The sequence below is a fragment of the Streptomyces sp. NPDC085944 genome (assembly GCF_040686295.1).
GTDB lineage: Bacteria > Actinomycetota > Actinomycetes > Streptomycetales > Streptomycetaceae > Streptomyces > Streptomyces salinarius.
Map to the genome: position 1 here is coordinate 1 of NZ_JBFBJX010000016.1, position 24,007 is coordinate 24,007.

At 71.5% G+C, this 24,007-nt stretch carries 21 protein-coding genes and 3 pseudogenes; 11 read left to right on the plus strand and 13 right to left on the minus strand.

From position 1 onward, the window contains the following. Window positions 1–93 precede the first annotated feature (93 nt). Window positions 94–477 (plus strand): annotated as a pseudogene (locus AB0P07_RS27865) (alpha/beta hydrolase); the annotation flags it as partial. 7 nt (window positions 478–484) lie between these two features. On the opposite strand, the gene AB0P07_RS27870 reads toward AB0P07_RS27865, so the two are convergent. Continuing rightward, complete coding sequence (locus AB0P07_RS27870; RefSeq protein WP_365555358.1) at window positions 485–1,432, minus strand: helix-turn-helix domain-containing protein; 948 nt, start codon at window positions 1,430–1,432, stop codon at window positions 485–487. 71 nt (window positions 1,433–1,503) lie between these two features. On the opposite strand from AB0P07_RS27870, the gene AB0P07_RS27875 reads away from it, so the two are divergent. Beyond that, on the plus strand, window positions 1,504–2,400 hold the full coding sequence (locus AB0P07_RS27875; protein WP_365555360.1) for an NAD-dependent epimerase: 897 nt from the start codon (window positions 1,504–1,506) through the stop codon (window positions 2,398–2,400). 10 nt (window positions 2,401–2,410) lie between these two features. Here the strand turns inward: AB0P07_RS27875 and AB0P07_RS27880 are convergent, their stop codons facing one another. The 9 genes from AB0P07_RS27880 to AB0P07_RS27920 all read right to left on the minus strand — a co-directional run bounded on the left by AB0P07_RS27880 (window position 2,411) and on the right by AB0P07_RS27920 (window position 13,437). Next, window positions 2,411–3,085, minus strand: coding sequence for a response regulator transcription factor (locus tag AB0P07_RS27880; protein ID WP_365555362.1), 675 nt, complete (start codon window positions 3,083–3,085; stop codon window positions 2,411–2,413). Then, window positions 3,082–4,350: a histidine kinase gene (locus AB0P07_RS27885; protein ID WP_365555364.1), complete on the minus strand. Its 1,269-nt coding sequence runs from the start codon at window positions 4,348–4,350 to the stop codon at window positions 3,082–3,084. Before AB0P07_RS27885 ends, AB0P07_RS27880 begins: the two co-directional genes overlap by 4 nt. Window positions 4,351–4,417: 67 nt before the next feature. Next, window positions 4,418–6,499, minus strand: a complete 2,082-nt coding sequence (locus AB0P07_RS27890) for an MMPL family transporter (protein WP_365555366.1) — start codon at window positions 6,497–6,499, stop codon at window positions 4,418–4,420. 155 nt (window positions 6,500–6,654) lie between these two features. Continuing rightward, a complete protein-coding gene (locus AB0P07_RS27895) occupies window positions 6,655–7,788 on the minus strand; it encodes a hypothetical protein (protein ID WP_365555368.1) in 1,134 nt (377 codons plus the stop codon). Between the two features lie 83 nt (window positions 7,789–7,871). Next, the gene (locus AB0P07_RS27900) at window positions 7,872–8,852 is read right to left on the minus strand and encodes an SCO2521 family protein (protein ID WP_365555370.1); all 981 of its coding nucleotides are present in this window, start codon (window positions 8,850–8,852) and stop codon (window positions 7,872–7,874) included. Between the two features lies 1 nt (window position 8,853). Beyond that, entirely contained in the window at window positions 8,854–9,819 is a 966-nt protein-coding gene (locus AB0P07_RS27905; RefSeq protein WP_365555372.1) for an SCO2522 family protein, read from the minus strand. Then, window positions 9,816–10,733 carry an SCO2523 family variant P-loop protein gene (locus AB0P07_RS27910; protein WP_365555374.1) on the minus strand — a complete coding sequence of 306 codons (918 nt, stop codon included), beginning with the start codon at window positions 10,731–10,733 and terminating at the stop codon, window positions 9,816–9,818. Before AB0P07_RS27910 ends, AB0P07_RS27905 begins: the two co-directional genes overlap by 4 nt. Before the next feature lie 2 nt (window positions 10,734–10,735). Beyond that, window positions 10,736–12,580: an SCO2524 family protein gene (locus AB0P07_RS27915; protein WP_165286906.1), complete on the minus strand. Its 1,845-nt coding sequence runs from the start codon at window positions 12,578–12,580 to the stop codon at window positions 10,736–10,738. Window positions 12,581–12,663: 83 nt separating this feature from the next. Then, entirely contained in the window at window positions 12,664–13,437 is a 774-nt protein-coding gene (locus tag AB0P07_RS27920; protein WP_365555376.1) for an SCO2525 family SAM-dependent methyltransferase, read from the minus strand. A 248-nt stretch (window positions 13,438–13,685) separates the two neighbouring features. Here AB0P07_RS27920 and AB0P07_RS27925 point away from each other — a divergent pair, with 248 nt between their 5' ends. Further along, window positions 13,686–14,243, plus strand: coding sequence for a GNAT family N-acetyltransferase (locus tag AB0P07_RS27925; RefSeq protein WP_365555378.1), 558 nt, complete (start codon window positions 13,686–13,688; stop codon window positions 14,241–14,243). Here AB0P07_RS27925 and AB0P07_RS27930 read toward each other — a convergent pair. Continuing rightward, window positions 14,240–14,935, minus strand: coding sequence for a TerB family tellurite resistance protein (locus AB0P07_RS27930; protein WP_365555380.1), 696 nt, complete (start codon window positions 14,933–14,935; stop codon window positions 14,240–14,242). The two genes, AB0P07_RS27925 and AB0P07_RS27930, sit on opposite strands and share 4 nt — an antisense overlap. Window positions 14,936–15,119: 184 nt before the next feature. Beyond that, a complete protein-coding gene (gene leuA, locus AB0P07_RS27935) occupies window positions 15,120–16,841 on the minus strand; it encodes a 2-isopropylmalate synthase (protein ID WP_365555382.1) in 1,722 nt (573 codons plus the stop codon). A gap of 352 nt (window positions 16,842–17,193) precedes the next feature. On the opposite strand from leuA, the gene AB0P07_RS27940 reads away from it, so the two are divergent. The 7 genes from AB0P07_RS27940 to AB0P07_RS27970 all read left to right on the plus strand — a co-directional run bounded on the left by AB0P07_RS27940 (window position 17,194) and on the right by AB0P07_RS27970 (window position 23,320). Then, window positions 17,194–18,264 (plus strand): M4 family metallopeptidase, encoded by a 1,071-nt coding sequence (locus tag AB0P07_RS27940; protein ID WP_365555384.1) that lies wholly within the window; start codon window positions 17,194–17,196, stop codon window positions 18,262–18,264. Window positions 18,265–18,285: 21 nt separating this feature from the next. Beyond that, window positions 18,286–18,552, plus strand: a complete 267-nt coding sequence (locus tag AB0P07_RS27945; RefSeq protein WP_365555386.1) for a protealysin inhibitor emfourin — start codon at window positions 18,286–18,288, stop codon at window positions 18,550–18,552. Window positions 18,553–18,609: 57 nt separating this feature from the next. Further along, window positions 18,610–19,947, plus strand: a complete 1,338-nt coding sequence (locus AB0P07_RS27950) for a GH1 family beta-glucosidase (protein ID WP_365555388.1) — start codon at window positions 18,610–18,612, stop codon at window positions 19,945–19,947. Between the two features lie 105 nt (window positions 19,948–20,052). Continuing rightward, on the plus strand, window positions 20,053–21,132 hold the full coding sequence (locus tag AB0P07_RS27955) for a PhoH family protein (protein ID WP_365555390.1): 1,080 nt from the start codon (window positions 20,053–20,055) through the stop codon (window positions 21,130–21,132). A 12-nt stretch (window positions 21,133–21,144) separates the two neighbouring features. Beyond that, a complete protein-coding gene (gene ybeY / locus AB0P07_RS27960) occupies window positions 21,145–21,642 on the plus strand; it encodes an rRNA maturation RNase YbeY (RefSeq protein WP_365555391.1) in 498 nt (165 codons plus the stop codon). Beyond that, window positions 21,639–22,949 carry a hemolysin family protein gene (locus tag AB0P07_RS27965; protein ID WP_365555393.1) on the plus strand — a complete coding sequence of 437 codons (1,311 nt, stop codon included), beginning with the start codon at window positions 21,639–21,641 and terminating at the stop codon, window positions 22,947–22,949. Before ybeY ends, AB0P07_RS27965 begins: the two co-directional genes overlap by 4 nt. Beyond that, window positions 22,946–23,320 (plus strand): MmcQ/YjbR family DNA-binding protein, encoded by a 375-nt coding sequence (locus tag AB0P07_RS27970; RefSeq protein WP_365555395.1) that lies wholly within the window; start codon window positions 22,946–22,948, stop codon window positions 23,318–23,320. The genes AB0P07_RS27965 and AB0P07_RS27970 overlap by 4 nt, the downstream gene beginning before the upstream one ends. On the opposite strand, the pseudogene AB0P07_RS27975 reads toward AB0P07_RS27970, so the two are convergent. Continuing rightward, window positions 23,282–23,752, minus strand: a pseudogene (locus tag AB0P07_RS27975) (MFS transporter); the annotation flags it as partial. The gene AB0P07_RS27970 and the pseudogene AB0P07_RS27975 sit on opposite strands and share 39 nt — an antisense overlap. Between AB0P07_RS27975 and AB0P07_RS27980 the strand changes: the two are divergent. Further along, window positions 23,745–23,993, plus strand: a pseudogene (locus AB0P07_RS27980) (XRE family transcriptional regulator); the annotation flags it as partial. The pseudogenes AB0P07_RS27975 and AB0P07_RS27980 overlap by 8 nt on opposite strands. Between the last annotated feature and the right edge of the window lie 14 nt (window positions 23,994–24,007).

The window sequence follows — 24,007 nt, forward strand, 5'->3', positions numbered from 1 at the left end:
TCCTCCGGGTACGGAGACTGGCGTCCCACCTGGACATCCCTTCCTGGACCATCAAGATCCATTGTCAGGGTGTCCACTCCAAGGGATCAGCCTCACGACGTCGCCTGGCCCCGCACGGCGGCCGCGTACCAGAAGGACGTCGCCGAGAGCCGCGCCAAGTACCCGCTGACCGCCGGGATGCCTCGCAACGCGATGCTCTGCGCGGCCTGGCCGTACCCGCCGCGTGAGGCACCGGTGCGGATCACCGACCGCGGGCCGTCCAACGTGCTGCTCGTCCAGAACGAACGGGACGTCAACACCTCGCTCACCGGCGCGCTGCGGATGCGCGAGGCGCTCGGCCGGCGCGCGGTCATGGTGACGGTGAACTCCACCGGCCACGACTCCTACCTGGCCAACGGCAACGCCTGCGGGGACGCCACGGTCTCCCGCTTCCTGGCGACGGGCCAGCGGCCGGCCTCCGACGTACGCTGCCGCTAGCGGTTCGTCACGTGACCCTGGCCGGGTGGCCGGCCTTCCGGCTGAAGCTCGCGCGATAGGCCGTGGGAGTGAGTCCGACCCGGCCGACCATGTGCTTGCGCAGGGAGTCCGCGCTGCCCAGACCGCTCCTCCCCGCTACCAGGTCCATGGGTAGCTCGGTGGTCTCCAACAGCTCCCTGGCCCGGTCGACGCGCCGGTGCAGCAGCCATTGGAGGGGGCTCAGGCCGGTCTCCGCGTGGAAGCGCCGGGTGAGGGTGCGCACGCTGGTCCTGGCGTGACCGGCCAGGTCGGCCAGGGTGAGCGAGCGGTCGAGGTGTTCGAGCGCCCAGGCCCTCGTGGGGGCGAGTGAGGTGCCGCGCTCCGGCGGCAGCGGGGTCTCGATGAACTGGGACTGGCCGCCCGGCCGTACGGGAGGGACGACCGCGAGCCGCGCGGCCGTGTTGGCGGCCGCCGCGCCGTGGTCGACCCTGACCAGATGCAGGCACAGGTCGATCGCGGCCGCGGCGCCCGCCGAGGTGAAGATGCCGCCGTCCTCGACGAAGAGGAGGTCGGGCTGGACGTCGACGGCCGGAAAGCGAGCGGCGAGGTCGTCGGCCAGTCCCCAGTGGGTGGTGGCGCGGCGCCCGTCGAGCAAACCGGCCTGGGCCAGGACGAACGCCCCCGTGCACAGGGAGGCGATGCGTGCGCCGCCGGCGGCGGCTTTCCGCAGGGCGTCGAGGACCTCCGCGGGAGCCTGCTCGCCGCCGCTGCCGACGGCGATCACGGTGTCGGCGCCCGCCATCGCGTCCAGGCCGTCCGGCACCACGATGTCGGGGCCACCGACGGTCGGCGTCGGGCCGGGGCGCGCCGTACACACACGCACGTCGTAGTGCTCGGCGTTGTGGAACACCATGAGCGGGATCGAGACGTCGAAGCTCAGGACCGGCGGCACGACGACGGCGGCGACGCGATGCATGGCCAGAACCTCCGGATGGTTGGCATTGTGGCCACTATTCCACGAGGCCGGGGAGCGGCACCGTGGTCGGCATGAAAACTCATGTGATCGTGGGTCGTGGGGCCGCGGCGTCGAAGACCGCTCTTCTTCTCGCCGAGGACGGTGAGCGGGTGCGGATGGTCAGCCGGACCGGGGGCGGGCCCGACCACCCGCTCGTCGAGAGGGTCGCCGCGGACGCGACCGACACCGATCGGCTCACCGAGCTGGCGGAGGGGGCGGACACCCTCTTCACCACGGCCGCGCCGCCGTACCACCGCTGGCCCGAGCAGTTCCCGATCCTGTCGGCGTCGCTCCTCGGCGCGGCGCGGCGGACCGGGGCCGCGTACGTCATGCTCGGCAATCTCTACGCCTACGGTCCGGTGAGCGGGCCGATCAGGCCGGACTTCCCCCTGGCGGCGACCGGCCCCAAGGGGCGGGCCAGGGCGCGGGTCTGGGAGGAGGCCGCCGCCTCGGGGGTGAAGGTCACCGAGGTGCGGGCCGCCCAGTTCTACGGCGCCGGCGCCTTCTCGGTGTTCGGCCTCATGGTGCAGCGGCAAGTCCTGGACGGCAGACTGGCCCTGGTGTCGCAGGAACTCGACGTGCCGCACAGCTACTCGGCGATCGGCGACACGGCACGCACGTTGGTCGCCGCGAGCCGCAACGAGCAGGCGTACGGCCGTGCCTGGCACGTGCCCACCTCGACCCTGTCGGTGCGGGAGCTGGCCGGGCGGCTCGCCGATCTTGCGGGCGCACCGGAACCCCGCATGGAGGAACTGACCGAACGCGACCTGACCCTGCTGGCGTTCACCGAGCCGTTCTGGGCGGAGATGCACGAGGTACTCACCGTGCCCGGCCGGCCGTTCGTCATCGACTACTCCGAGACCGAGAAGATCCTCGGCGTGAGCGCCACCCCGGTGGACGACGTGCTCGGGGAGGTGCTGAGCCGCTAGCAGGGTCAGGTCAGCCGGTGCCGATGCCCGGCGTCACCAGGCCCGACTCGTAGGCCACGATGACCAGTTGGGCCCGGTCCCGCACCTCCAGCTTGCCCATGATGCGGCTGACGTGGGTCTTCGCGGTGAGCGGGCTCAGGCCCAGGGCGTCGGCGATCTCCGTGTTGTTGAGGCCCCGGGCCACCAGGGTGAGGACCTGGCGTTCCCGGTCCGAAAGGCAGTCGGGGCCCGATCCGGACGGGTGGAGCGCCGACGGGCTGCGCAGGAAACGCTCGATCAGGCGGGCCGTCGGGCCGGGCGACAGGAGCGCGTCGCCCGCCGTCACCGTGCGGATGGCGTCCAGGAGTTCGGCGGGCTTGGTGTCCTTGACCAGGAATCCGGAGGCGCCCGCGTGCAGCGCCTCGACGACGTTCTCGTCGGTGTCGTAGGTGGTGAGGACCAGCACCTTCACACCTGCCAGGTCCTCGTCGGCGGCGATCAGCCGGGTCGCCTCGATGCCGTCCAGGTCGGGCATGCGTACGTCCATGACGACCAGGTCGGCGCGCTGGGCGCGGGCCAGCTCCACGGCCTCGCGGCCGGTGCCCGCCTCGCCGACCACCTCCATGTCGGGGGCCGACGCCACGAGCAGGGCGAACGCCGCCCGGACCAGGTTCTGGTCGTCCGCCAGCAGTACGCGAATCGTCATGCGGTTCTCTCCGAGGTGATCGTCGTGGTCGTCGTCAGGGGCGTGGCGGGGGTCGGCAGTACGGCCGTCACCTCGAAGCCGTCGGTGCCCCGGCGCGGTCCGGCGTCGAGTGTGCCCCCGACGCTGCGGGCCCGCTCCATCATGCCGACGAGGCCGAAGCCGGGGGTTCGGGACGGGTCGGGGCCGGTGCCGTCGTCGGTGACGGACAGGCGCAGGGCGCCCGGCCCGGCGTGCACCTCGACCCGGACGGACGGTTTCGGCCCGGCGTGCCGTACGACGTTGGTCAGCGCCTCCTGCGTGATGCGGTAGACGGCGGCACCGACCGCCGGCGGGACGTCGTCGGCGTCCACCGACAGGTCCACGCGTGCTCCGGCCGTCCGGGCGCTCCGCGCCAGGTCCGACAGGCCGCTCAGGCCGGGCAGCGGGCCGCGGGCGTCGGGTACGGCGGCGGCGTCCTGCGCCCTGAGTACTTCGAGGGTGGTGCGCAGTTCGCCGCGTGCCGAGCGGCAGGTCTCGGCGATGTCGTCGAGGGCCTTGGCGACGGCCGCGCGGTCCAGGCGTTCGGGGTCGGCGGTCAGGACGTGGGCGGCGACGGAGGTCTGCACGCCGATGAGGGTGATGCTGTGTGCGAGGAGGTCGTGCAGGTCCCGGGCGACGCGCAGGCGTTCCTCGGCGACGCGCCGCCGGGCCTCCTCCTCACGGGTGCGCTCGGCGCGTTCGGCGCGCTCCACTATGGCGGCGACGTACTGGCGGTAGTAGCGGATGTCGATGCCGCAGAAGAGGATGGCGATCACCCAGCCGGAGATACGGAGCAGTTCGAGGGCCTGGTGGGTGTTGACGGTGAGCATGATGCTGACCGACACGGTGAGGACCGCGACGCCGGTCACGACGGTGCGCAGGGGGCGGCCGGTGACGGCCAGGGTGTACAGGGCCACGTAGGAGGCGGGGCCGATCGCGGTGTGGTTGTTGTCCATCGCGTGGTAGGGCACGACCAGGACCATCAACACCGCGAGCACCAGCAGCGGACGGCGCCGCCGCCACACGATCGGGACGTGGGCGGCGACCAGCAGCGTCCAGCCGAGGGCGTCCGGGCGCTGGGCCTCGTGGGTGAGGAGCGCCAGGCAGACGGCGCCGGTGAGGAGGACCGCGGCGAGCACGGCGTCGTTGCGGGTGCCGTGCGGGGCGGTGCGCGGGTCGCGGTTGATGGCGGCGATGACCCGCTCGCCGACGCGGGGGCGGGACGCGGCCTCGGTGGTGGGGTGCACGCGTCCATACTCCGTGACCCGCGCGCCCCACCGGGAGGGGAGGGGCGCGCTCCGGTCGTCCGGCACCTCAGACACCGACGGTTTCCCGCACGCCGCCGTCCGGCGAGGACGGTCCGGGCTCCCGGGACAGCCGCCCCGGCCACCACACCCGGCGCCGCAGGGCGACGCTGGCGCTGGTGACCAGGTAGGTGCGGACGAGGAAGGTGTCGAGCAGGACGCCGACCGCGATGACGAAACCCAGCTCGACCAGCTGCACCATCGGCATGCTGGTGAGCACGGCGAAGGTGGCCGCGAGGACCAGCCCGGCCGAGGCGATGACGCCGCCGGTGGTGCGCAGCGCGGACAGGGCCGCCTCGGTGGGTTCGGCGCCGTGCAGGGCCTCCTCGCGCATCCGGTGCATCAGGAAGATGCCGTAGTCGACGCCGAGGGCGACCAGGAAGACGAAGGAGAGCAGGCCGAGCCCGGGGTCGGTGCCCTCGAAGCCGAAGAGCGGCTCGAAGACGAGGCCGCCGATGCCGAGGGCCGCGCCCCACACGGCGACGACGGCGGCGACCAGGATCAGCGGCGCGACCAGCGAGCGCAGCAGCACGGTGAGGATCAGCAGCACCGACAGCAGCACGATCGGTACGACGATGACGGTGTCCCGCGCGTTGGTGTCCTCCAGGTCGATCTGCTGGGCGCTGGGACCGCCGACGTAGGAGCCGTCGAGCTTGTCGCGCAGTTCCTCGATGGTGGCGGTCTCGGCGGCCGACTGGGGCGGGGTGGAGGCCAGGACGGTCAGCTCGGTCCACCCGTCGCCGCTGCGGCCGGCCTCGGCGCTCTCGACTCCGTCGGTGGCGCGGATCTCGGCGAGCGCGGCGCCGGCGCGGTCGGTGGGGCTGATGACGGTGATCGGCTGGGTGCCGGACTCCGGGAAGGCGTCGGCGAGGGTCTCCATGGCGGCGATCGCGTCGGGGCGGGTGGTGAAGGAGTCCTCCTGCTTGATGCTGCCGGGCAGGGCGAACGTGCCGAGTGCGAGGGCGCCGAGCAGGACGGCGCCGCCCACCAGGACGGTGCGGGGCCGGCGTTCGGCGGAGCTGCCCATCGCGGCGAACAGCGAGCGGCGGGCCTTGGGCGTGCTGCCGTGGCGGGGCACCAGCGGCCAGAAGACACGGCGGCCGAGCAGCACCAGCAGCGCGGGCAGCAGGGTCAGCATGGCGGCCAGCGCGCACAGCACCCCGACGGTGCCGAGGGGGCCCATGCCCCGGCTGGAGTTGAGGTCGGCGGCGAGCAGGCACAGCAGGCCGGCGGCGACGGTGCCGGAGGAGGCGAGCACGGCGGGCCCGCAGCCGCGCAGGGCGGCGAGCATGGCGTCGTACGGCCGCTCGATGCGGCGCAGTTCCTCGCGGTAGCGGGAGACCAGCAGCAGCGCGTAGTCGGTGCCGACGCCGAAGACGAGGATGGTCATGATGCCGCTGCTCTGGCCGGAGACGGCGGTGCCGAAGACCTGGTTCAGGCCGTAGGCGACGCCCATGGAGAGGTAGTCGGCCATTCCGGCGACGGCGAGCGGGACGAGCCACAGGAAGGGGCTGCGGTAGATGAGGATCAGGAGGAGGGCGACCACGGCGGCGGTGGTGTAGAGCAGCGGGCCGTCCAGGGAGTTGTAGACCTCGGAGGCGTCGGTGGCGAGCGCGCCCGCCCCGCCCACCTCGACGCTGAGCCCGTCGCCCCCCTTCGCGACGTCCCGTACGTCGTTGACGAGTGCGTCGCGGGCCTTCTCGTCCGTGCCGGGCTCGGTGGAGGCCACCGGGTACATGAGGGTGGTGCCGTCCTTGGACGGGATGCCGACGGGACGCCCGGTGAGTTCGTGCGCGCCGGCGATCTCGGCGACCTGCCCGGCGGCGGTCTTCTTGTCGGCGGCGGTCAGTCCGCCGTCCCGGTGGTAGACGAGGACCATCTCGGTGGCCTCGCCGCCCGGCAGCCGCTCCTGGATCTTGGCGACCTGCGTCGAGTCGGCGCTCGCGGGCAGGTAGTCGACGGCCCGGTCGCGCTGCACGTCGCCGAGTTTCGCCGCGAACGGCGAGGCGATCGCCAGCACGGCGATCCACAGTCCGAGCACCAGCCAGGGCACGGCCCGCCGCCGCCCCGCGCCTGTCGTCGTGGCCCCCATCTGACGGGCCTCCCTCCGGTGGGTGTCTGGGTAGATCTCCAGACTTCCGGCGGCGGGGTGCCGACGCGTCGGGCGTGAGGGCGAACTCCGGGCTACTGCCCGGGGAGACGCGGGGCCGTCCGTTACTCCCCGGGGAGTAATGAGGACGGCCGCACTCAGGCCCGGTCCACCATCCAGTTGCCGTCCTCCTCGTCGTCGACGCGCATCTCGAGTTCGCGCAGGCCCATGCCCGCGTCCCAGAGTTCCCTGAAGCGTTTGAGCCGGTCCCGTACGTATTCCTGGCGCGCGGTGAGCCGGGTGCGGACGTTGACGTCGCGCAGGTCCTGTTCGATCTCGAACGACACCTCCTCGTCGTAGAGGATGAAGTCGTTGGTGGTGCCGCGCTGGAGGTGCGGGGGCAGTTCGGGCAGGACCGCCGCGCGTACCTCGATGCGGCGCAGTTCCTGTTCCTCGCACAGCCGCAGCAGCCGGTCGTCGAGTTCGCGGGCGCTCTCCAGCAGGAACAGACGGCGTACCGCGATGCCCTGTTCGTCGATGGCGGCCTGCTGGGCGTCGAGGTAGCGGCCGGCGGGCTCGCTGTTCCAGAACTGCCGGTCGACGGAGGTGCTGGTGGCAAGGATGGACTGTTCAGCGGCCCGGGTGAGGGTGAGCATCCAGTCGTGGTTCTCGCCGGGGCACTCGGCGCTCAGGTTGGTGAGGTCGGCCATGTGGCCGACCACCCGGGACATCTCCAGGTGGACGAAGGTGTGCAGGATGGAGGGGCCGGGCAGCAGGACGTCGGCGAAGCCTTTGGCCAGGTCGGGCACGCTGTCGATACGGACCGGGTCCAGGGTGCGGGCGGCCTCGGCGGGGCGGTGGTCGACCTGGGTGACGTGGGTCTCGACCAATTGTTTGACGTCCTCGGTGTGCCGGCTCAGGTCCGACTTCAACTCGGTGTCGTACCGGCTCAGACCCTCGCGGACGGCGGCGGTGTTCTCGGCCAGGGCGTCCTCGACCCGCCGGATGTGCTCTTCCAGCGGGGTGTCCTTCTCCAGCACCTGCGGTCCCGGGCGCGGGGCCAGACCGAGGACATACTGGACGGCCAGGGCGGCGCCGGCGCAGAGCACGGCGGCCAGGAACTGGCGCAGGGTGCCGTCGTCCGGGTCCAGCAGCGCCGCGACGCTCCAGAAGAGGCCGCCGACGACCAGGGCGACCAGCAGCATGCGGGCCCAGGGGGAATCCCCCCTCGGGTCGATCGGGTGGGTGGTACGGGGCGTGTCGTCGGGTCGGGGTGACTGTGCCGTGCTCATCTCGCTCTCCCCCCGTTGGGATGCGCGTCGGATCGTGCGGGGACGGGTGTGCGGGGATGTGCGTGCAGGGTGGCGGGGCGCGGTCAGGGAGCGGGCTCCACCTCCCGGTGGGCTGCGGGAATGGCGTGCAGGGTGAGCTGGTCGCGGATGCGCTGCACCAGGGCCTGCCACTGCCGGGTGAAGCCGGGGCGCTCCTCCAGCGGGTCCCACAGCGCGGCCAGTTCGCGGCCTACCCGGGCGCCGGGCATCCACAGGTGCAGCAGGTGGTCGACGGCCGGGCGCAGCGTCCGTACGACGGTGTCGGCGTCCTGGGCGGCTCCGGCGCCGAGCCGGAGGCCGTCGAGCATGCGGACGACGGTGGTGAGCAGCCAGTCGTGCAGGGCGAGGTCGTCGCAGAGCGCGGCCAGTTCGGTGCCGGAGGTACCTTCCGGCACGCGCAGGCGCACGGTGCGCAGTTCGTCCTCGGCCAGGGTGAACCGTTCCAGGGAGGGGCCCTCGCCGGGTGGAGCGGGCAGCGCCGCCCAGCGCAGCCGGCTGGGACGGGAGCGGAAGGGCGGGCGCTGGTCGAGCAGGGGGTGGCGCAGTACGCGGGTGAGCAGGCCGTCGGCGATGAGTCCGACGTCGAGGTCGCCGTGGCGGGGGCCGCCGAGGACGCCCTGGGCGACCGCCTCGTGCGGGAGTCTGCCGAGCGGTTCGACGACGCCGGGCCGCACCAGGTACTCGCCCCAGGGCCGCCGCTGGTCGGGTCCGGTGCCGGGCAGGCGGCAGTGCGCGGAGGTCTGCAGGACGCGGCCCTCGGTGAGCGCGGCGTGGGCGGTGACGGTGCCGACGGCGCGGACGCGGGCGCCGTTGGCGCTGGGCAGGGGGCAGTCGACGCCGGTGAGGGTGTCGGGGGAACGCGCGTAGAGGCCGGGGCGTTCGGAGAGCAGGACGCGTTCGCCGGCGCGCAGGCCGAGGAGCTGGGCGGCGGATCGGATGTCGAGGGCCTGCCGGGCGGGCAGCAGGCAGGTGCGGATCTCGCCGCAGGCGAGGACGGCGGGCGGGGTGCTCTGCCGCGGCGCCATTTCAGGGCCCCGAGTAGTACACGTAGGAGAGGCGGTCGGCGACCGAGTCGGGGACGGGCATGCGTTCCTTCCCGGAGCGGTCGGCGACCTGCGCCAGTGCCCCCGGGTCGACCTCGACCTGGTCGAGGATCACGCGGACGGCGTGCTCGACGGGGAGGAACCGGCTGGGCAGGACGGAACAGGTGCGGTAGGCGGCGAAGGGGTCCGCGCGGTCGTGGAGCTTCAGCAGGGTGGGCAGATCGTCCCACCGGTCGGGGAAGCCGCCGGGGATGTGCGGCTGAGGGGCGAGGACGGCCTCGCCCTCGTTGCGCAGGAGTCCGAGGCGGGCGAGCTGCCAGACGGCGGCGAGGAAGGGGCAGGACCACAGGCGCTGTCCGTCGGCGTCGTCGCTCCACAGCTCCACGTCGAGGAAGACGGAGTGGCGGCGGGCGGCGGTCTCGTGCGGGGGCTGCCAGGGCACGGCCCGTTTCATGGCCTGCGGGGCGCGGGCGACGGGGCTGCGTTCGCCGTTGGCGAGCCAGCCGGTCTGCGCGGCGGGCGGACGCAGGCCGTAGCTGCCGGGCGGCGGGGACTCGACGATGCGGGCGGCCACCGCCTCGGCGACGGGGACCTTGCCGGTGACGGCGCAGCCGGACTCGCGGGCCAGGTAGTCGACGGTCAGTCCGGCCCGCTCGGCCTCCGCGAGCAGCATGGGGACGACCTCGGCGGGGGTGGAGAAACGGGTGAAGTAGTCGTCGATGAGGAAGCAGGTGCTGATCCGGGGCCGCTTGCCGCCGGACCGGGCGGTGGCGGCGGTACGGGCCGCCTCCACCCAGGGCCGTACTTCGGCGAAGTGTGCGCGCAGCCGCTCCGGGCCGGCCTCGAAGTCCTCCATGTAGAGGTGGCCGAGCTCCACGGAGAGATGGGCCAGTGGCACGGACTGGGTGCGCGGCTCGGCGGCGGTCTCGCGGAACACGGGCTCGGTCACAGCCGCCCCCAGTGGGTGTCGTCCGTCAGGCGCCGGGCGATCTCCTCCAGTGCCTCCAGGGTCTCCTTGTTCGCTATCTGGGTGGAGAGGACGTCCTCCTCGGTGATCAGCTGCTCCTGCCACTGGAGGATGGGTTCCAGCGGCACGATGCCGAGGACGACGCTGTCGCCGATGCGGTGCTCGGCGGCGAGTCGGCGCAGCGCCTCGTCGCACGCCTGCATCCAGGTGGCCTGGGCGGTGGAGCCCTGCGACCACAGGGGCGACTCGGGGTCGGGCACGGCGGCCCGCACGAAGCGGATCGCGGAGCGCAGGTCGTCCTCGTCGTGACCGCGCTCGACGCCGCCACCGATGATGCCGTGCTCGGCATGGACGAGTCCGGAGGCGGCGATCACGTGCTGGCGGGTCCAGCGGTGGAAGACCAGCCAGCGGAAGGGGACGTTGCGCATCCGGGGGTGGGCGGTGGCGTCGAGGACCATGTCGACGGCGTAACTGCGGCCGGCGCTGAGGTCGACGAAAGTGACGTCGAACTCGTTGTTGAGCTTGAGCAGCAGGTCGACGCAGCGCTCCAGGGCCTCCTCGCCGGTGGCGAACTCGCCGCCGCCCGCGTCGCCGGGGAACAGGACCAGGCGGCCGGACTGGTTGGGGCGGGTACGCAGGAGGGGGTGCTCGGTCTGCCGCCACACGTCGATGCGGACCGGCTCGGCGGTCTCGCCCTCCAGGTAGGAGTGCAGGCCGAGTTCCTCGGTGCCGCGCATGGCGCCGGGCACGTCGAAGACGGCGGCGGCGGTGGGCGAGCCGAAGTCGAAGTCGACGTAGGCGACGTGGTCACCGGTGAGGGCACGCTGGTAGGCCAGGTTGGCGCTGGTGACCGAGCGACCCGTGCCTCCCTTGTCGGAGGCGGCGAAGACCAGCACCCTCACACCTCCTGAGCCGCGGCGCCCCTGGCCTGGGCCAGGGTGTCGAGTTCCTGGAGCACGGGCAGAGCCAGGGCGAAGGCGGTCGCGGGCCGGTCGTCGACCAGGCTGCGGGCGTGGTCGAGGCGGCTCTCGATGCTCCGCATGGCCCGGGCTCTGCTCCCGTCGGGGGCGGCGGAGGCCTCCAGCTGCTCCTTACCGAAGAGGTGAGTGGCTTCGCTCAACAACTCACGTGCCAATTCCGCAAGTTCGGGGCTGCGGATGGGCTGTTGCTCGTACAGGATGCGGGCGGCGACGAGGCACTCGGTGACGCGCTCGGTGATGCTCCAGGACATGCGCAGTCCGGCGTCCTGGGCCTCGGGGTAGACGGCCTGGATGTTGTCCCAGAGGCCAGCGCCCTCCTCCTCGTCGATGCGCCGCTTCCACAGGTGCTCGAAGGACTGCTCGGCGAGGCGGAGCAGTCGGTCCTGGGCGCCGATGTTCCGGGAGAGTTCGGCGAGCTGGATGATCCGCTTGAGCAGCTGGGCGGAGAAGTCGGTCATCCGCCACAGGAGTTGGCCGCCGGTGCGCTCGGACCCGGCGAGCGGCATGGTGACGCCGGGGGTGTGGAGCAGGAGCGTCGGGTCGTTCTTGGTCATGCGGCTGGTGACCCGACCGCGGTCGGCGAGACGCTCCATGATGGCGACGGTGCGGGTGAGGTCGTCGTCGGTCGCCTTCCGGCGGACCAGATCGTGGACGAGGATGGCCGCGACGGTCAGCGAGAAGTACTCGGACTCCAGGCGCAGGCCGGTGGTCTGCCAGGGCAGGTCCTCCAGAGGCCAGCGCTCGCCGCCGAAGCGGGCGATCGCGGACCAGTACTGCTGGCTCAGCTCCCAGCGCAGGCGCAGCATCTCGGCGAGTTTCTGCTGGTCCTCGTCGAGCAGGCCGAGGGTGAGGGTGCGGTCGGAGAAGAGGTCCTGGATGCCGTCGAGGGCGACGACGGTGAAGTACACGTAGGGCAGCCGGTCGGCGATGCCGTCGGGCTGGCCGGGGACGTCGGCATTCAGGTCGGTGATCTTCGGGGCGTCCTCGACGATGCCCCAGGCCCAGCCGCACTCGAAGAGCTGGCTCTCGTCCCGGATGCCCTCGTCGACCTGGATGCCTCGCGACAGGCTCTCGATGATGGTGGCGCGCAGCGGGCGTAACCGGCGGGAGAACTGCTGGAGGACGATCCGGTCGGACTGCCCGCCCTGGCCGATGACCTGGATGAGCCGCTTGCCCTGTTCCGACTCGGCGTCGAAGACGTTCACGGCGAAGGAGCGCAGCAGGCTGACCATCGCGGAGGTCAGCCGGTCGTTGGTGGCCTCCCTCAGCTCGGCGATCGCCTTGAGGACCTCGGGCCGGGTCGTGGTGCCCTCGTAGACCTTGAGGAAACCGAGGGTGGCGAGGCAGAGCGTGACGGACATGGAGTAGGAGTCGACCACTCCCAGCTGGCGCTGTTCGTGGCTGACGGTGCCGCCGGGCTCGGAGGGGCGGAAGTAGTGTCCGCCGGAGAAGGTGGGGCTGTCGTCCGTGCCGGTGTGGGTACGCATGAACTGAGACAGCGCGGCGATCAGATTGGGCGGGATCTCCAGCCGGCTGCCGACCCGGTCCAGGGCGCGCAGCACGTCGCGTTCGGTGGTGTCCGGCTGGTCGAGACGGAAGGCGGGGACCTCGGTGGCCGGATACAGCAGGCAGAGCAGGCGTTCGGCGTCCGCGACGCTGCTCAGTCCGTCGGTGTCCCCCCGGACGAGCTTGCCGTCGTCGAACGAATGACGGGCCATGGCCTGCCAGATGTCCAGCAGGTGCTGGCGTGGCTTGATCTGCATCCCCGCACCCCTCGTACAGATCTCGTTGCCCTGTGTTCGGCAGCGTCCCCGTTGTGATGTCCCCGTTGTGCATGTCCCCGTTCCTACGGGGCGGCAATCTGCGAATTGCGCCGTCCCAGGGCGAGGAGCATTCCCTCGTGCCCCGGCCGCACCGAGTGGTGCAGATCGTGGATCTCCAGCTCCGCGGTGAACGGCTCCAGGCTCTGCCTGACCGTCTCCTCGTTCACCCGGTAGGCCGGGTAGTCGTGTTCGCCGACGCGGTAGCCGAGGGACTCCTTCATGAAGGCGGCGGCGAACGGCGCCCCCTGGTCCAGCGCGTTCATGAAACACCGCACGCCCCGGTGGAACTCCTCGGGGGCCTCGGACATCGAGTCCGCGACGAAGAACATGGTCCCCAGGGACCAGCGCCGGTCCCCGCCCTCCAGGTCGAACAGGTTGCCGCGCTCGACCCGGACGATGTCGGCCACCAGCGGTCTCGGCTCGACGGCGGCGTAGGCCGGCACCTCGCGCAGCACGTCCCAGAAGGGGTCCCAGGCGATGTCGTACCCGGCCGGGGAGACCTGCTTCTCCAGGTATTCGACGTTCGGATGCGCATACTCCAGCAGGAGCAGCTTCTCGCACCACGGCAGCATGGACAGCGCGGGGTAGAGATTGGCGCCGGCGCCGACGTCGATGCCGCGCGCGGTGCGCGGGGAGGCGCCGTCGAAACAGCGGGTGAAATAGTCGCGCATCAACCGGACGATCAGCAGGTCCACTTCGAGTGGTGTCCGGTAGTTGTTGTCTACGTACACCTCTGGATCGAACTTCGACCACGGCGCGTCGGCGTTGCGATCCATAGTCACCCTGCCACGTTCCATTCGATTTTGGACACGTCCCCAGCACTGTTCACGTTAAGTGGCGCAGCCACTACGGACCAGCACGGGAATACGCCATCCTCATCCGCCCGGCGCACGTCGGGCGCATGGTCGCACACCTGAACTCGCCCTTGCATGACGGAAGTTGGACGCTCACTCTAGCCAGAAGCAGACACAGGCCGCCACAAGGGTCCTTCACTCGACCGAGTGCGGCACGGATGCCCGAGAGTTGACGCAGACCAGGGGGTTGCATGACCGCCGAACCGCTGGAACGTTCCCTCGACCACCAGGACCCGCTCACCCGACCCGGTCCGTCACCGGACGACCTGGCACTGGAACTGCGCACGGCGCGGGAGTCCGATCTGCCGGAGCTGCGTCGGCTGGACGAGGAGGTCTTCCAGGAATTCGCCTATCCCGGGTTCCTGCTGCGCCAGCTCTTCGACATGTACGAGGAGCACTTCCTGGTCCTCGACGACGGCACCGGCCGGCTGCGCGGCTACGTCCTGGCCGCCACCCGGACGCTCGGTACGGACAGCTGGATACTCGGGCTGTGCGTCACCATGGACCGGCGCCGCCACGGGCTGGGCCGAGAGTTGATGCGGGAGGCCCTGAGCCGCCTGCGCCGGGACGGCATACAGGTGGTCCGCCTCACCGTGGAGCCCGCCAACCTCGCTGCCATCTTCCTCTACCGTTCCCTGGGATTCCGTCCCGAGGAACCCGACGGCGGGCTGCGTCCGGACTACTTCGGACCGGGCATGCACCGCCAGATCATGCGGCTGGACCTCGCGCCGGAGCAGGGCCTGCCCTAGGACGGCGTCCCCGCCGACTCCAGGAGGCGGGTGACGTCGTCGGAGCAGATGGTCAGGGCCGCGCCGACGGTGGCCAGGGTGTCGCGTTCGGCGGGGGTGTAGGGGCCGTCGGCCAGGGCGATGCGGGCACCCTGCAGCAGGATCGACTCGCGGCCGACGGCGGCGAGGTGCGGGGCCAGCGGGTCCAGCGCCTCGTGCAGTTCTATCGCCAGGCCCGGCACGCAGGGTTCGCCGCGGACCCGGCCGGTGTCCGCCTCCAGCGCCTCGACGAGCGCGTTCAGCCGGTCCTCGGTGCAGTCCTCGAAGCCGGCCGCGCGCACCGCCACGGCGGCGGTCTCCAGCGAGGTGCGCGAGCAGGTGCCGCCCGCGGTCAGGACCGCGAGGGCGACGGTGTGGACGGCGTCGCGGAGCATCGCGGAGAAGCGGGTGGTGGTCGGGTGGTCGAGGACGTCGGTGCCGTAGTGACGGCGGCAGGCCGCGCACTCGACGGCCGGCGCCGACTCGCCTCGGGGCAGCACGGGCACGCCGAGCACGGTGAAGCGGCGGTGGCCGGTGAGCCGGGTGTAGTTGCGGTCGCCGCCGCAGCCGGGGCAGAAGAACTCGCCGTCGCCCACGGGTGTCCACGCGGTGCGGGTGCCCAGGATGCGTGGCAGCCGGGCAGCTCGGCCGTTCGGTCCCCGTCCAGGCAGCACGTCGCACCTCCGTAACGGCGCGACAGCATCGTCGCGCTGGCGTGATGTTAGCCACATCACCGACGTGGAGTCAGTACCCGGGACGAGACCTTTTCGTGACCATCACAGATATATGGCCGGTATATGACGGGGCCCCGCCCGCCGTATTCCGGCGAGCGGGACCTCAAGCCGCCGATTGGGCTGGTCAGCGCGCCGCGCGGTTGACGGCGGAGACGACGGCCTTCAGCGAGGCGCGTGTGGTGTTCGCGTCGATTCCGATGCCCCACAGCACCTTGTCGCCGATGGCGCACTCGATGTAGGAGGCGGCCTGCGCGGAGGCGCCCTCGCTCATCGTGTGCTCCTGGTAGTCCAGCAGCCGTACGTCGATGCCGACGCCCTGCAGCGCGTGGAAGAACGCCGAGATCGGGCCGTTGCCCGTGCCGACCAGGGTGGTCTCCTCGCCGTCGACCGTGGCGTCGACGGTGAGGGTGTCGACGCCGTCGCGGTCGGTCGTGGTCTGCCCGTTGGCGACCTGGATGCGGCCCCAGGGGTTGTCCGGGTTGGGCAGGTACTCGTCCTGGAAGACGTCCCAGATCGCGGTCGGGGTGATCTCCCCGCCCTCGGCGTCCGTCTTGGCCTGGATGATCTTCGAGAACTCGATCTGCATCCGGCGCGGCAGGTCCAGGCTGTGGTCGTTCTTCAGGACGTAGGCGATGCCGCCCTTGCCGGACTGCGAGTTGACGCGGATGACCGCCTCGTAGGAGCGGCCGACGTCCTTGGGGTCGATCGGCAGGTAGGGGACGGCCCACTCGATGTCGTCGACGGTGACCCCGCGAGCCGCCGCGTCGGCCTCCATCGCGTCGAAGCCCTTCTTGATGGCGTCCTGGTGGGAGCCGGAGAAGGACGTGTAGACCAGGTCGCCCACGTACGGGTGGCGCGGGTGGACCTCCATCTGGTTGCAGTACTCCCACGTGCGACGGATCTCGTCGATGTCGGAGAAGTCGATCTGCGGGTCGACGCCCTGGGAGAACAGGTTCATGCCCAGGGTGACCAGGTCGACGTTGCCGGTGCGCTCGCCCTGCCCGAACAGGCAGCCCTCGATCCGGTCGGCGCCGGCCATCAGCGCCAGTTCGGCCGCCGCCACGGCCGTTCCGCGGTCGTTGTGCGGGTGGACGGACAGACAGACGTGCTCGCGGCGGGACAGGTTGCGGCCCATCCACTCGAAGCGGTCGGCGTGCGTGGACGGCGTGGAACGCTCCACCGTGGCGGGCAGGTTGAGGATGATCTCGCGGCCGGGGCCGGGCTGGTAGGTGTCCATCACCGCCTCGCACACCTCCAGGGCGAAGTCCAGCTCGGTGTCGGTGAAGATCTCGGGGCTGTACTGGTAGCCGAACTCCGTCTCCGGGCCCAGCAGTTTCTCGGCGTACTCCATGACCAGGCGGGTGCCGTCGACCGCGATCTGCTTGATGTCGTCCTTGGAACCGCGGAAGACGACCCGGCGGAAGACGGGGGCGGTGGCGTTGTACAGGTGGACGGTGGCCCGCCTGGCGCCCTTCAGGGACTCCACCGTGCGCTCGATCAGATCCTCGCGGGCCTGGGTCAGTACGGAGATGGTGACGTCGTCCGGGATGGCGTCCGGGTCCTCGATGATGGACCGTACGAAGTCGAAGTCCGTCTGGCCGGAGGCCGGGAAGCCGACCTCGATCTCCTTGTAGCCCATCGTGACCAGCAGGTCGAACATGGCGCGCTTGCGGACCGGCGACATGGGGTCGATCAGGGCCTGGTTGCCGTCGCGCAGGTCGGTGGAGAGCCAGCGGGGAGCGGTGGTGATCCGCTGGTCCGGCCAGGTGCGGTCGGCGATGTCGACCTGGTCGTAGCCGCGGTACTTGACGGTCGGCATGGGGCTGGGCTGCTGGCGGTTGGCCATGATGGCGTGGGCTCCTCGTGATGTCCGCGGATCTCGGCGGTGTCCGCGTCGTCCGCGTGTCCGGAAGGACGGCCGACGGCACCACCAAGCTCCGCGGGGAGGGAGTCGGCCTCTACAGGCCCTCGCCGCGGCAGCTAAGGAGAAGCAGCCCGAATCGCATGATGCCCAGCACCTTAGCCGAGTCACGCGGGTCACGCGGGTTCGTATCAGTATGCGGGACCGACGACGGAACCGGGACAAAAAGTGCCGTATACCACTCGTGGCCGGATCACGGAGGCACCTTGGCGCCGTCGTGCACCAATCGTGGTTGCAGGTGGTGACAGCTCGGTCACACAGTGCGAAAGTGCCGGACATGACGACATACGGGGGCTTCCAGCCCGTCTTCTGCACCATCGTGCCGCCCCACGTGCTCGACCGGCTCGCCCAGCACGCGGATCCCGTGCTCGCCGGGCCCGCCCGGCGCACCCTCCAGCGCGACGCCCTGGAGCGCACCCGCCGCGGTCTGACCACGGTCATCGGCGCCCCCTCCGTGGCCCCGCTCGCCGGCGCCGAGCCCGGCAAGCCGCAGCGCACGGTCTACGACGCCCGGCACGGCACCGACCTGCCGGGCCGCAAGGTGCGCGGCGAGGGCGACGAGCCCGGCCAGGACGCCACGGTGAACCGGGCCCACGCGGGGCTGGGCGCCACCTTCGAGCACTACCTCACGGTGTACCGGCGCGACTCCATCGACGGCGCCGGGCTGCCGCTGGACGCGACCGTGCACTACGACCGCGAGTACAACAACGCGTTCTGGAACGGCGAGCAGATGGTCTTCGGCGACGGGGACGGGGAGATCTTCCTCGACTTCACCGTGGCCCTGGACGTGATCGGCCACGAGCTGACCCACGGCGTCACCCAGCACACCGCCAACCTGACCTACTACGGCCAGCCAGGCGCGCTCAACGAGTCGGTGTCGGACGTCTTCGGCTCCCTCGTCAAGCAGTACGCGCAGGGCCAGACCGCAGCCGAGGCCGACTGGCTGATCGGCGCCGGGCTGCTCGCACCCCGCGTGACCGGCGAGGCGCTGCGCTCCATGAAGGCGCCGGGCACGGCCTACGACGACGACGTGCTCGGCAAGGACCCGCAGCCCGCGACGATGGACGACTTCGTGCGCACCGGCCGGGACAACGGCGGCGTGCACATCAACTCCGGCATCCCCAACCACGCCTTCTACCTCCTCGCCACCGCGCTCGGCGGGCACGCCTGGGAGCGGGCCGGACAGATCTGGTACGACGTGCTGACCGGCGGCGAGCTGGCCCAGGACGCGCTGTTCGCGGACTTCGCGACGCTGACCCTGAAGGCCGCCCGGGAGCGGTACGGCGACGCGGACGAGCTGGAGGCGGTGCGCAAGGCCTGGGAGCAGGTCGGGGTGCGGACGCTGTAGTTCCGTACTAGACACGGGTCCATGCGGATTCAGGTGAGGCGCACAGGAGGCTTCGCGGGCATCGAACGCCACGCGGAGGTCGACACGGCGGGACGCCCCGACGCGGGCGAGTGGCACGCCCTGGCCGAGCGGGCGGTCGCCGACGGCCGGAGCACTCCACCGGTCGGGGTGCCGGACGGGTTCAGCTACCAGCTCACCGTGGACGGGCGGACGGTGTACGCCGCCGATCCCCGGCTCACCGACGAGCAGCGGGCCCTGATCTCGCGAGTGCTGAAGGAGGGCGCGTAACGCCGCCCGCGTGCACGGGCGTTGACTTCGCTCACCGCGGGTACGGATGATCCGCGCATGGCGACTGACGACGCGATGTCGGCGCAGCCGATGCCGCGGTTCCCGGACGGCTTCCTGTGGGGCGTGTCCACGTCCGCGCACCAGATCGAGGGTGCGGCCGGGCTGCGGGGGCCGTCCGTGTGGGACGCCTTCACGGCCGGGCCCGGGCGGGTGAAGGACGGCTCGACGGCGGCCGTGGCCTGCGACCACTACCACCGCTACCGCGAGGACGTGGCCCTGCTCGCGGACCTCGGCGTGGACGCCTACCGCTTCTCGGTCTCCTGGCCCCGGGTGGACTCCCCCGGCGGCCTCGACTTCTACGACCGCCTGGTGGACGAGCTGTGCGCGGCGGGCGTGCGGCCGGTGCCGACCCTCTTCCACTGGGACCTGCCGGCCGGCCTCGACTGGCTGGAGCGGGACACGGCGGCCCGGTTCGCCGAGTACGTGTCGGTCGTCGCGGGGCGCCTCGGCGACCGGGTCGGCAAGTGGATCACCCTCAACGAGCCCGCCGAGCACACCCTGCTCGGCCACGCCCTGGGCACCCACGCCCCCGGCCGGAAGCTGCTGTTCGACGCGCTGCCGGCCGCCCACCACCAGCTGCTCGCACACGGGCTCGCGGTCCGGGCCCTGCGCGCGGCCGGGGCCGCGGACGTCGGCATCGCCAACTCGCACGGCCCGACCTGGCCCGCCTCGGACGACCCGGCGGACCGGGAGGCGGCGGAGTTCTACGACCTCCTGCTGAACCGGATGTTCGCCGACCCGCTCCTCACCGGGCGGTATCCGGAGGGCATCGGCGACCTCATGCCGGGTGATGCGGCGGCCGACCTGGAGATCATCGCCGAGCCCCTGGACTGGTACGGCGTGAACTACTACGCGCCGACGCGGGTGGGCGCCCCGCAGGGTGCCGAGATCGAGTTCGGCGGGGTGACGCTCCCGGCCGAACTGCCCTTCTCGGTGCATGAGATCGAAGGCCGGCCGCTGACGGACTTCGGCTGGCCCGTGGTCCCGGAGGGGCTGACGGAGCTGCTCACCGGCTTCCGCGAGCGCTACGGCGACCGCCTCCCGCCGGTCGTGATCACGGAGAACGGCTGCTCCTACGAGGGCCTCGACGACCGCGACCGCATCGCCTACCTCGACGGGCACGTGCGCGCCCTGCACCGGGCGGTGGAGGCGGGCGTGGACGTGCGCGGTTACTTCGTGTGGTCGCTCCTGGACAACTTCGAGTGGGCCGAGGGGTACGCCCGCCGCTTCGGACTGGTCCACGTGGACTTCGAGACGCTCGAGCGCACGCCCAAGGCGTCGTACGGCTGGTTCCGGGATCTGCTCGCCGAGCAGCGGCGGGTACCGGTCGGATAAACGGCTCGGCCCTGTGGACGGGGAGTCGTACGCTGGAGACAGCAGACACACCCGTCACGCGGCGCACGCCGCAGAGGAGGACGAGCAGGCCTAGAGCGCCGGCCCATGACTCAGACACCCTCAGCTCGCACCCCCGCGCAGGGGCAGGCGAAAGCACAGATCTCCGTCCCCGCCCAGCACCCGATGGTGACCGTACTGGGCTCCGGAGACTCCCTCCTGCGCGTGATCGAGAAGGCCTTCCCGGCGGCCGACATCCACGTCCGGGGCAATGAGATCAGCGCCGTCGGTGACACGCATGAGGTCGCCCTCGTACAGCGCGTGTTCGACGAGATGATGCTGGTGCTGCGCACCGGGCAGCCGATGACGGAGGACGCAGTGGAACGCTCGATCGCCATGCTCAAGGCGAGCGAGGACGGGGAGAGCGACGGCCGGGAGACCCCGGCCGAGGTGCTCACGCAGAACATCCTGTCCTCGCGCGGCCGCACGATCCGCCCCAAGACGCTGAACCAGAAGCGGTACGTCGACGCGATCGACAAGCACACCATCGTCTTCGGCATCGGCCCCGCGGGCACCGGCAAGACCTACCTGGCGATGGCCAAGGCGGTGCAGGCCCTGCAGTCCAAGCAGGTCAACCGCATCATCCTGACCCGCCCGGCGGTCGAGGCCGGCGAGCGGCTCGGCTTCCTGCCGGGCACGCTGTACGAGAAGATCGACCCGTATCTGCGCCCGCTGTACGACGCGCTGCACGACATGCTCGACCCGGACTCGATCCCGCGGCTGATGGCGGCCGGGACGATCGAGGTCGCACCGCTGGCGTACATGCGGGGCAGAACTCTCAATGACGCTTTCATCATCCTGGACGAGGCGCAGAACACCAGCCCCGAGCAGATGAAGATGTTCCTGACCCGGCTCGGCTTCGACTCGAAGATCGTGATCACGGGTGACGTGACCCAGGTCGACCTGCCCGGCGGCACGAAGTCGGGTCTGCGGCAGGTGCAGGACATCCTGGAGGGCGTCGAGGACGTCCACTTCTCCCGGCTCACGTCGCACGACGTCGTCCGGCACAAGCTGGTGGGCCGTATCGTCGACGCCTACGAACAGTACGACAGCAGGAACGGCACCGAGAACGGCGGCCACAACGGCGGCCGGACACCGAGACACGGTGCCAAGGCCAAGGGGAAGTAGACCAGCACGACCATGTCGATCGACGTCAACAACGAGTCCGGAACCGAGGTCGACGAGCAGGCGATCCTCGACATCGCCCGCTACGCGCTCGCGCGGATGCGCATCCACCCGCTCTCCGAGCTCTCGGTGATCGTCGTGGACGCCGACGCCATGGAGCAGCTGCACATCCAGTGGATGGACCTGCCGGGTCCCACCGACGTGATGTCCTTCCCGATGGACGAGCTGCGCCCGCCGTCCAAGGACGAGGAGGAGCCGCCGCAGGGTCTGCTCGGCGACATCGTGCTCTGCCCGGAGGTCGCCACCAAGCAGGGCGCGGAGGCGCCGACGCAGCACTCCATGGACGAGGAGCTCCAGCTCCTGACCGTCCACGGGGTGCTGCACCTGCTCGGGTACGACCACGAGGAGCCCGACGAGAAGGCCGAGATGTTCGGTCTGCAGGCCGCCATCGTGGACGGCTGGCGTGCGGAGCGCGGCCTGACCGGTCCGTCCCCGGCCCCGACGGTCTCATGAGTCTCCCGCTCGTCGCCGGCGCCGTCGCCCTGGTGGTGGTCGCCTGGCTGGCCGCGTGCGCCGAGGCGGGGCTCGCCAGGGTCTCCAGCTTCCGCGCCGAGGAGGCGGTGCGCTCCGGGCGCCGGGGCGGCGAGAAGCTCGCCCAGGTCGCCGCCGACCCGACGCGCTACCTCAACGTGGCGCTGCTGGTCCGCGTCGCCTGCGAGATGGCGGCCGCCGCGCTGGTCACCTACGCCTGCCTGAGACAGTTCGACGGCACCGGCGAGGCGCTGATCGTCGCCATCGCGGTGATGGTGCTGCTCTCCTACGTCGCCGTCGGGGTCTCCCCGCGCACCATCGGGCGCCAGCACCCGCTGAACACGGCGACCGCGGCGGCGTACGTGCTGCTGCCGCTGGCCCGCATCATGGGCCCGATCCCCTCGCTGCTCATCCTCATCGGCAACGCGCTCACCCCCGGCAAGGGCTTCCGCCGGGGCCCCTTCGCCTCGGAGGCGGAGCTGCGGGCGCTGGTGGACTACGCGGAGGCGGAGTCGCTGATCGAGGCCGAGGAGCGCCGCATGGTGCACTCGGTGTTCGAGCTGGGCGACACGCTGGTGCGAGAGGTCATGGTGCCGCGCACCGACCTCGTCGTCATCGAGCGCTACAAGACCATCCGGCAGGCTCTCACCCTCGCCCTGCGCTCCGGTTTCTCCCGGATACCGGTGACCGGCGACAGCGAGGACGACGTCGTCGGCATCGTGTACCTGAAGGATCTGGTCCGCAGGACGCACATCAGCCGGGACGCGGAGAGCGACCTGGTCTCCACCGCGATGCGCCCGGCGTCCTTCGTGCCCGACACCAAGAACGCCGGTGACCTGCTGCGCGAGATGCAGAAGGAGCGCAACCACGTCGCCGTCGTCATCGACGAGTACGGCGGCACGGCCGGCATCGTCACCATCGAGGACATCCTGGAGGAGATCGTCGGCGAGATCACCGACGAGTACGACCGGGAGCTGCCGCCGGTGGAGGAGCTGGGCGAGGACCGGTTCCGGGTCACCGCGCGCCTGGACATCGGCGACCTGGGCGAGCTGTACGGCCTGGACGAGTACGACGACGAGGACGTGGAGACGGTCGGCGGTCTGCTGGCGAAGGCGCTGGGCCGCGTCCCGATCGCCGGGGCGTCCTCGATCGTGGAGCTTCCGGACGGCCGGGAGCTGCGGCTGACGGCGGAGGCCGCCGCGGGCCGCCGGAACAAGATCGTGACGGTGCTGGTGGAGCCGGTCGCCGCACAGAAGCCGGCTACGGCCGAGGAGGCCGGGTCCGAATGACCCCCGGGGAGCTGCGCGACTTCTGCCTGTCCTTCAACGCCGCGGTGGAGGACTTCCCCTTCAACCCGGAGACCTCGGTCTTCAAGGTGCTGGGGAAGATGTTCGCGCTCACCTCGCTGGACGGAGACCCGCTCACCGTCAACCTCAAGTGCGACCCGGACGACGCGCTCCGGCTGCGCCGCGAGCACCCGGGCCTGATCGTGCCCGGCTGGCACATGAACAAGCGGCACTGGAACACGGTGACCGTGGGCGCCGGGCCGGACGGAGCAAGGCTCCCGGACCGCGTGGTCCGGGAGCTGGTGGAGGACTCGTACGACCTGGTCGTCGCCGGTCTACCGCGCGCCGACCGGCTCCGCCTCGACCGTCCCTGAGCCCGCCGCCCGGCTGCCGCGCAGCCACACCGCGACCAGTACGGCCGCCACCAGCGCGATCACCGCGTCCAGGACCAGCACCGTGTGGACGCCGGACCGCAGGTCGGTCGCGGTGGTGGCGAGCACGCCGAGCAGCGGGATGCCGACGGTGATGCCGACCTGCTGGGTGGAGGTGACCAGGCCGGTCGCCAGGCCCTGCTCCTCGTCGGGGACGCCGGAGGTGACGGTCAGGCCGTAGGCGATGATCGCGCCCAGGTGGCACATGCTGGCCAGGGAGACGGCGGCGGTGGCCAGGAGCACCGACCAGCCGCCCTCCCCCAGGGCCAGCAGGGACAGGCCGAGGGTCCCCTGCCCGGCGAGCGCGCCGACGAGGGTGCGCCGCGCGCCGAAGCGGCCGATGACGCGGGGCGCGAAGGAACCGGCGGCCAGCACCGAGTTCGCCACGCTGTGGGAGGAGCGGGACATCGAGGACGCCGGGCAGATCCGCAAGGAGCTGGACCACCCGCTGGTCGGCCTGCTCAGCCTGGAGTCGACGGCGCTGCAGGTCCCGGCCCGCCCCGATCTGACCATCGTGCTGCACACGCCGCTGGACGAGGCGAACACGGCGGCGAAGCTGGAGTGGCTGGCCTCGCCGGAGGGGCGCCGCGGGGCGATGTACCCGGTGGCGGGGTGAGAACGGGCCGGTGC

Coding starts and splice junctions, on each gene's coding strand:
- AB0P07_RS27880 (WP_365555362.1), bottom strand. CDS start 3,085: ATGACGATTCGCGTACTGCTGGCGGACGACCAGAACCTGGTCCGGGCG.
- AB0P07_RS27925 (WP_365555378.1), top strand. CDS start 13,686: ATGACCGCCGAACCGCTGGAACGTTCCCTCGACCACCAGGACCCGCTC.
- AB0P07_RS27920 (WP_365555376.1), bottom strand. CDS start 13,437: ATGGAACGTGGCAGGGTGACTATGGATCGCAACGCCGACGCGCCGTGG.
- AB0P07_RS27945 (WP_365555386.1), top strand. CDS start 18,286: ATGCGGATTCAGGTGAGGCGCACAGGAGGCTTCGCGGGCATCGAACGC.
- AB0P07_RS27970 (WP_365555395.1), top strand. CDS start 22,946: ATGACCCCCGGGGAGCTGCGCGACTTCTGCCTGTCCTTCAACGCCGCG.
- AB0P07_RS27950 (WP_365555388.1), top strand. CDS start 18,610: ATGGCGACTGACGACGCGATGTCGGCGCAGCCGATGCCGCGGTTCCCG.
- ybeY (WP_365555391.1), top strand. CDS start 21,145: ATGTCGATCGACGTCAACAACGAGTCCGGAACCGAGGTCGACGAGCAG.
- AB0P07_RS27900 (WP_365555370.1), bottom strand. CDS start 8,852: ATGGCGCCGCGGCAGAGCACCCCGCCCGCCGTCCTCGCCTGCGGCGAG.
- AB0P07_RS27870 (WP_365555358.1), bottom strand. CDS start 1,432: ATGCATCGCGTCGCCGCCGTCGTCGTGCCGCCGGTCCTGAGCTTCGAC.
- AB0P07_RS27890 (WP_365555366.1), bottom strand. CDS start 6,499: ATGGGGGCCACGACGACAGGCGCGGGGCGGCGGCGGGCCGTGCCCTGG.
- AB0P07_RS27915 (WP_165286906.1), bottom strand. CDS start 12,580: ATGCAGATCAAGCCACGCCAGCACCTGCTGGACATCTGGCAGGCCATG.
- AB0P07_RS27940 (WP_365555384.1), top strand. CDS start 17,194: ATGACGACATACGGGGGCTTCCAGCCCGTCTTCTGCACCATCGTGCCG.
- AB0P07_RS27965 (WP_365555393.1), top strand. CDS start 21,639: ATGAGTCTCCCGCTCGTCGCCGGCGCCGTCGCCCTGGTGGTGGTCGCC.
- leuA (WP_365555382.1), bottom strand. CDS start 16,841: ATGGCCAACCGCCAGCAGCCCAGCCCCATGCCGACCGTCAAGTACCGC.
- AB0P07_RS27875 (WP_365555360.1), top strand. CDS start 1,504: ATGAAAACTCATGTGATCGTGGGTCGTGGGGCCGCGGCGTCGAAGACC.
- AB0P07_RS27955 (WP_365555390.1), top strand. CDS start 20,053: ATGACTCAGACACCCTCAGCTCGCACCCCCGCGCAGGGGCAGGCGAAA.
- AB0P07_RS27895 (WP_365555368.1), bottom strand. CDS start 7,788: ATGAGCACGGCACAGTCACCCCGACCCGACGACACGCCCCGTACCACC.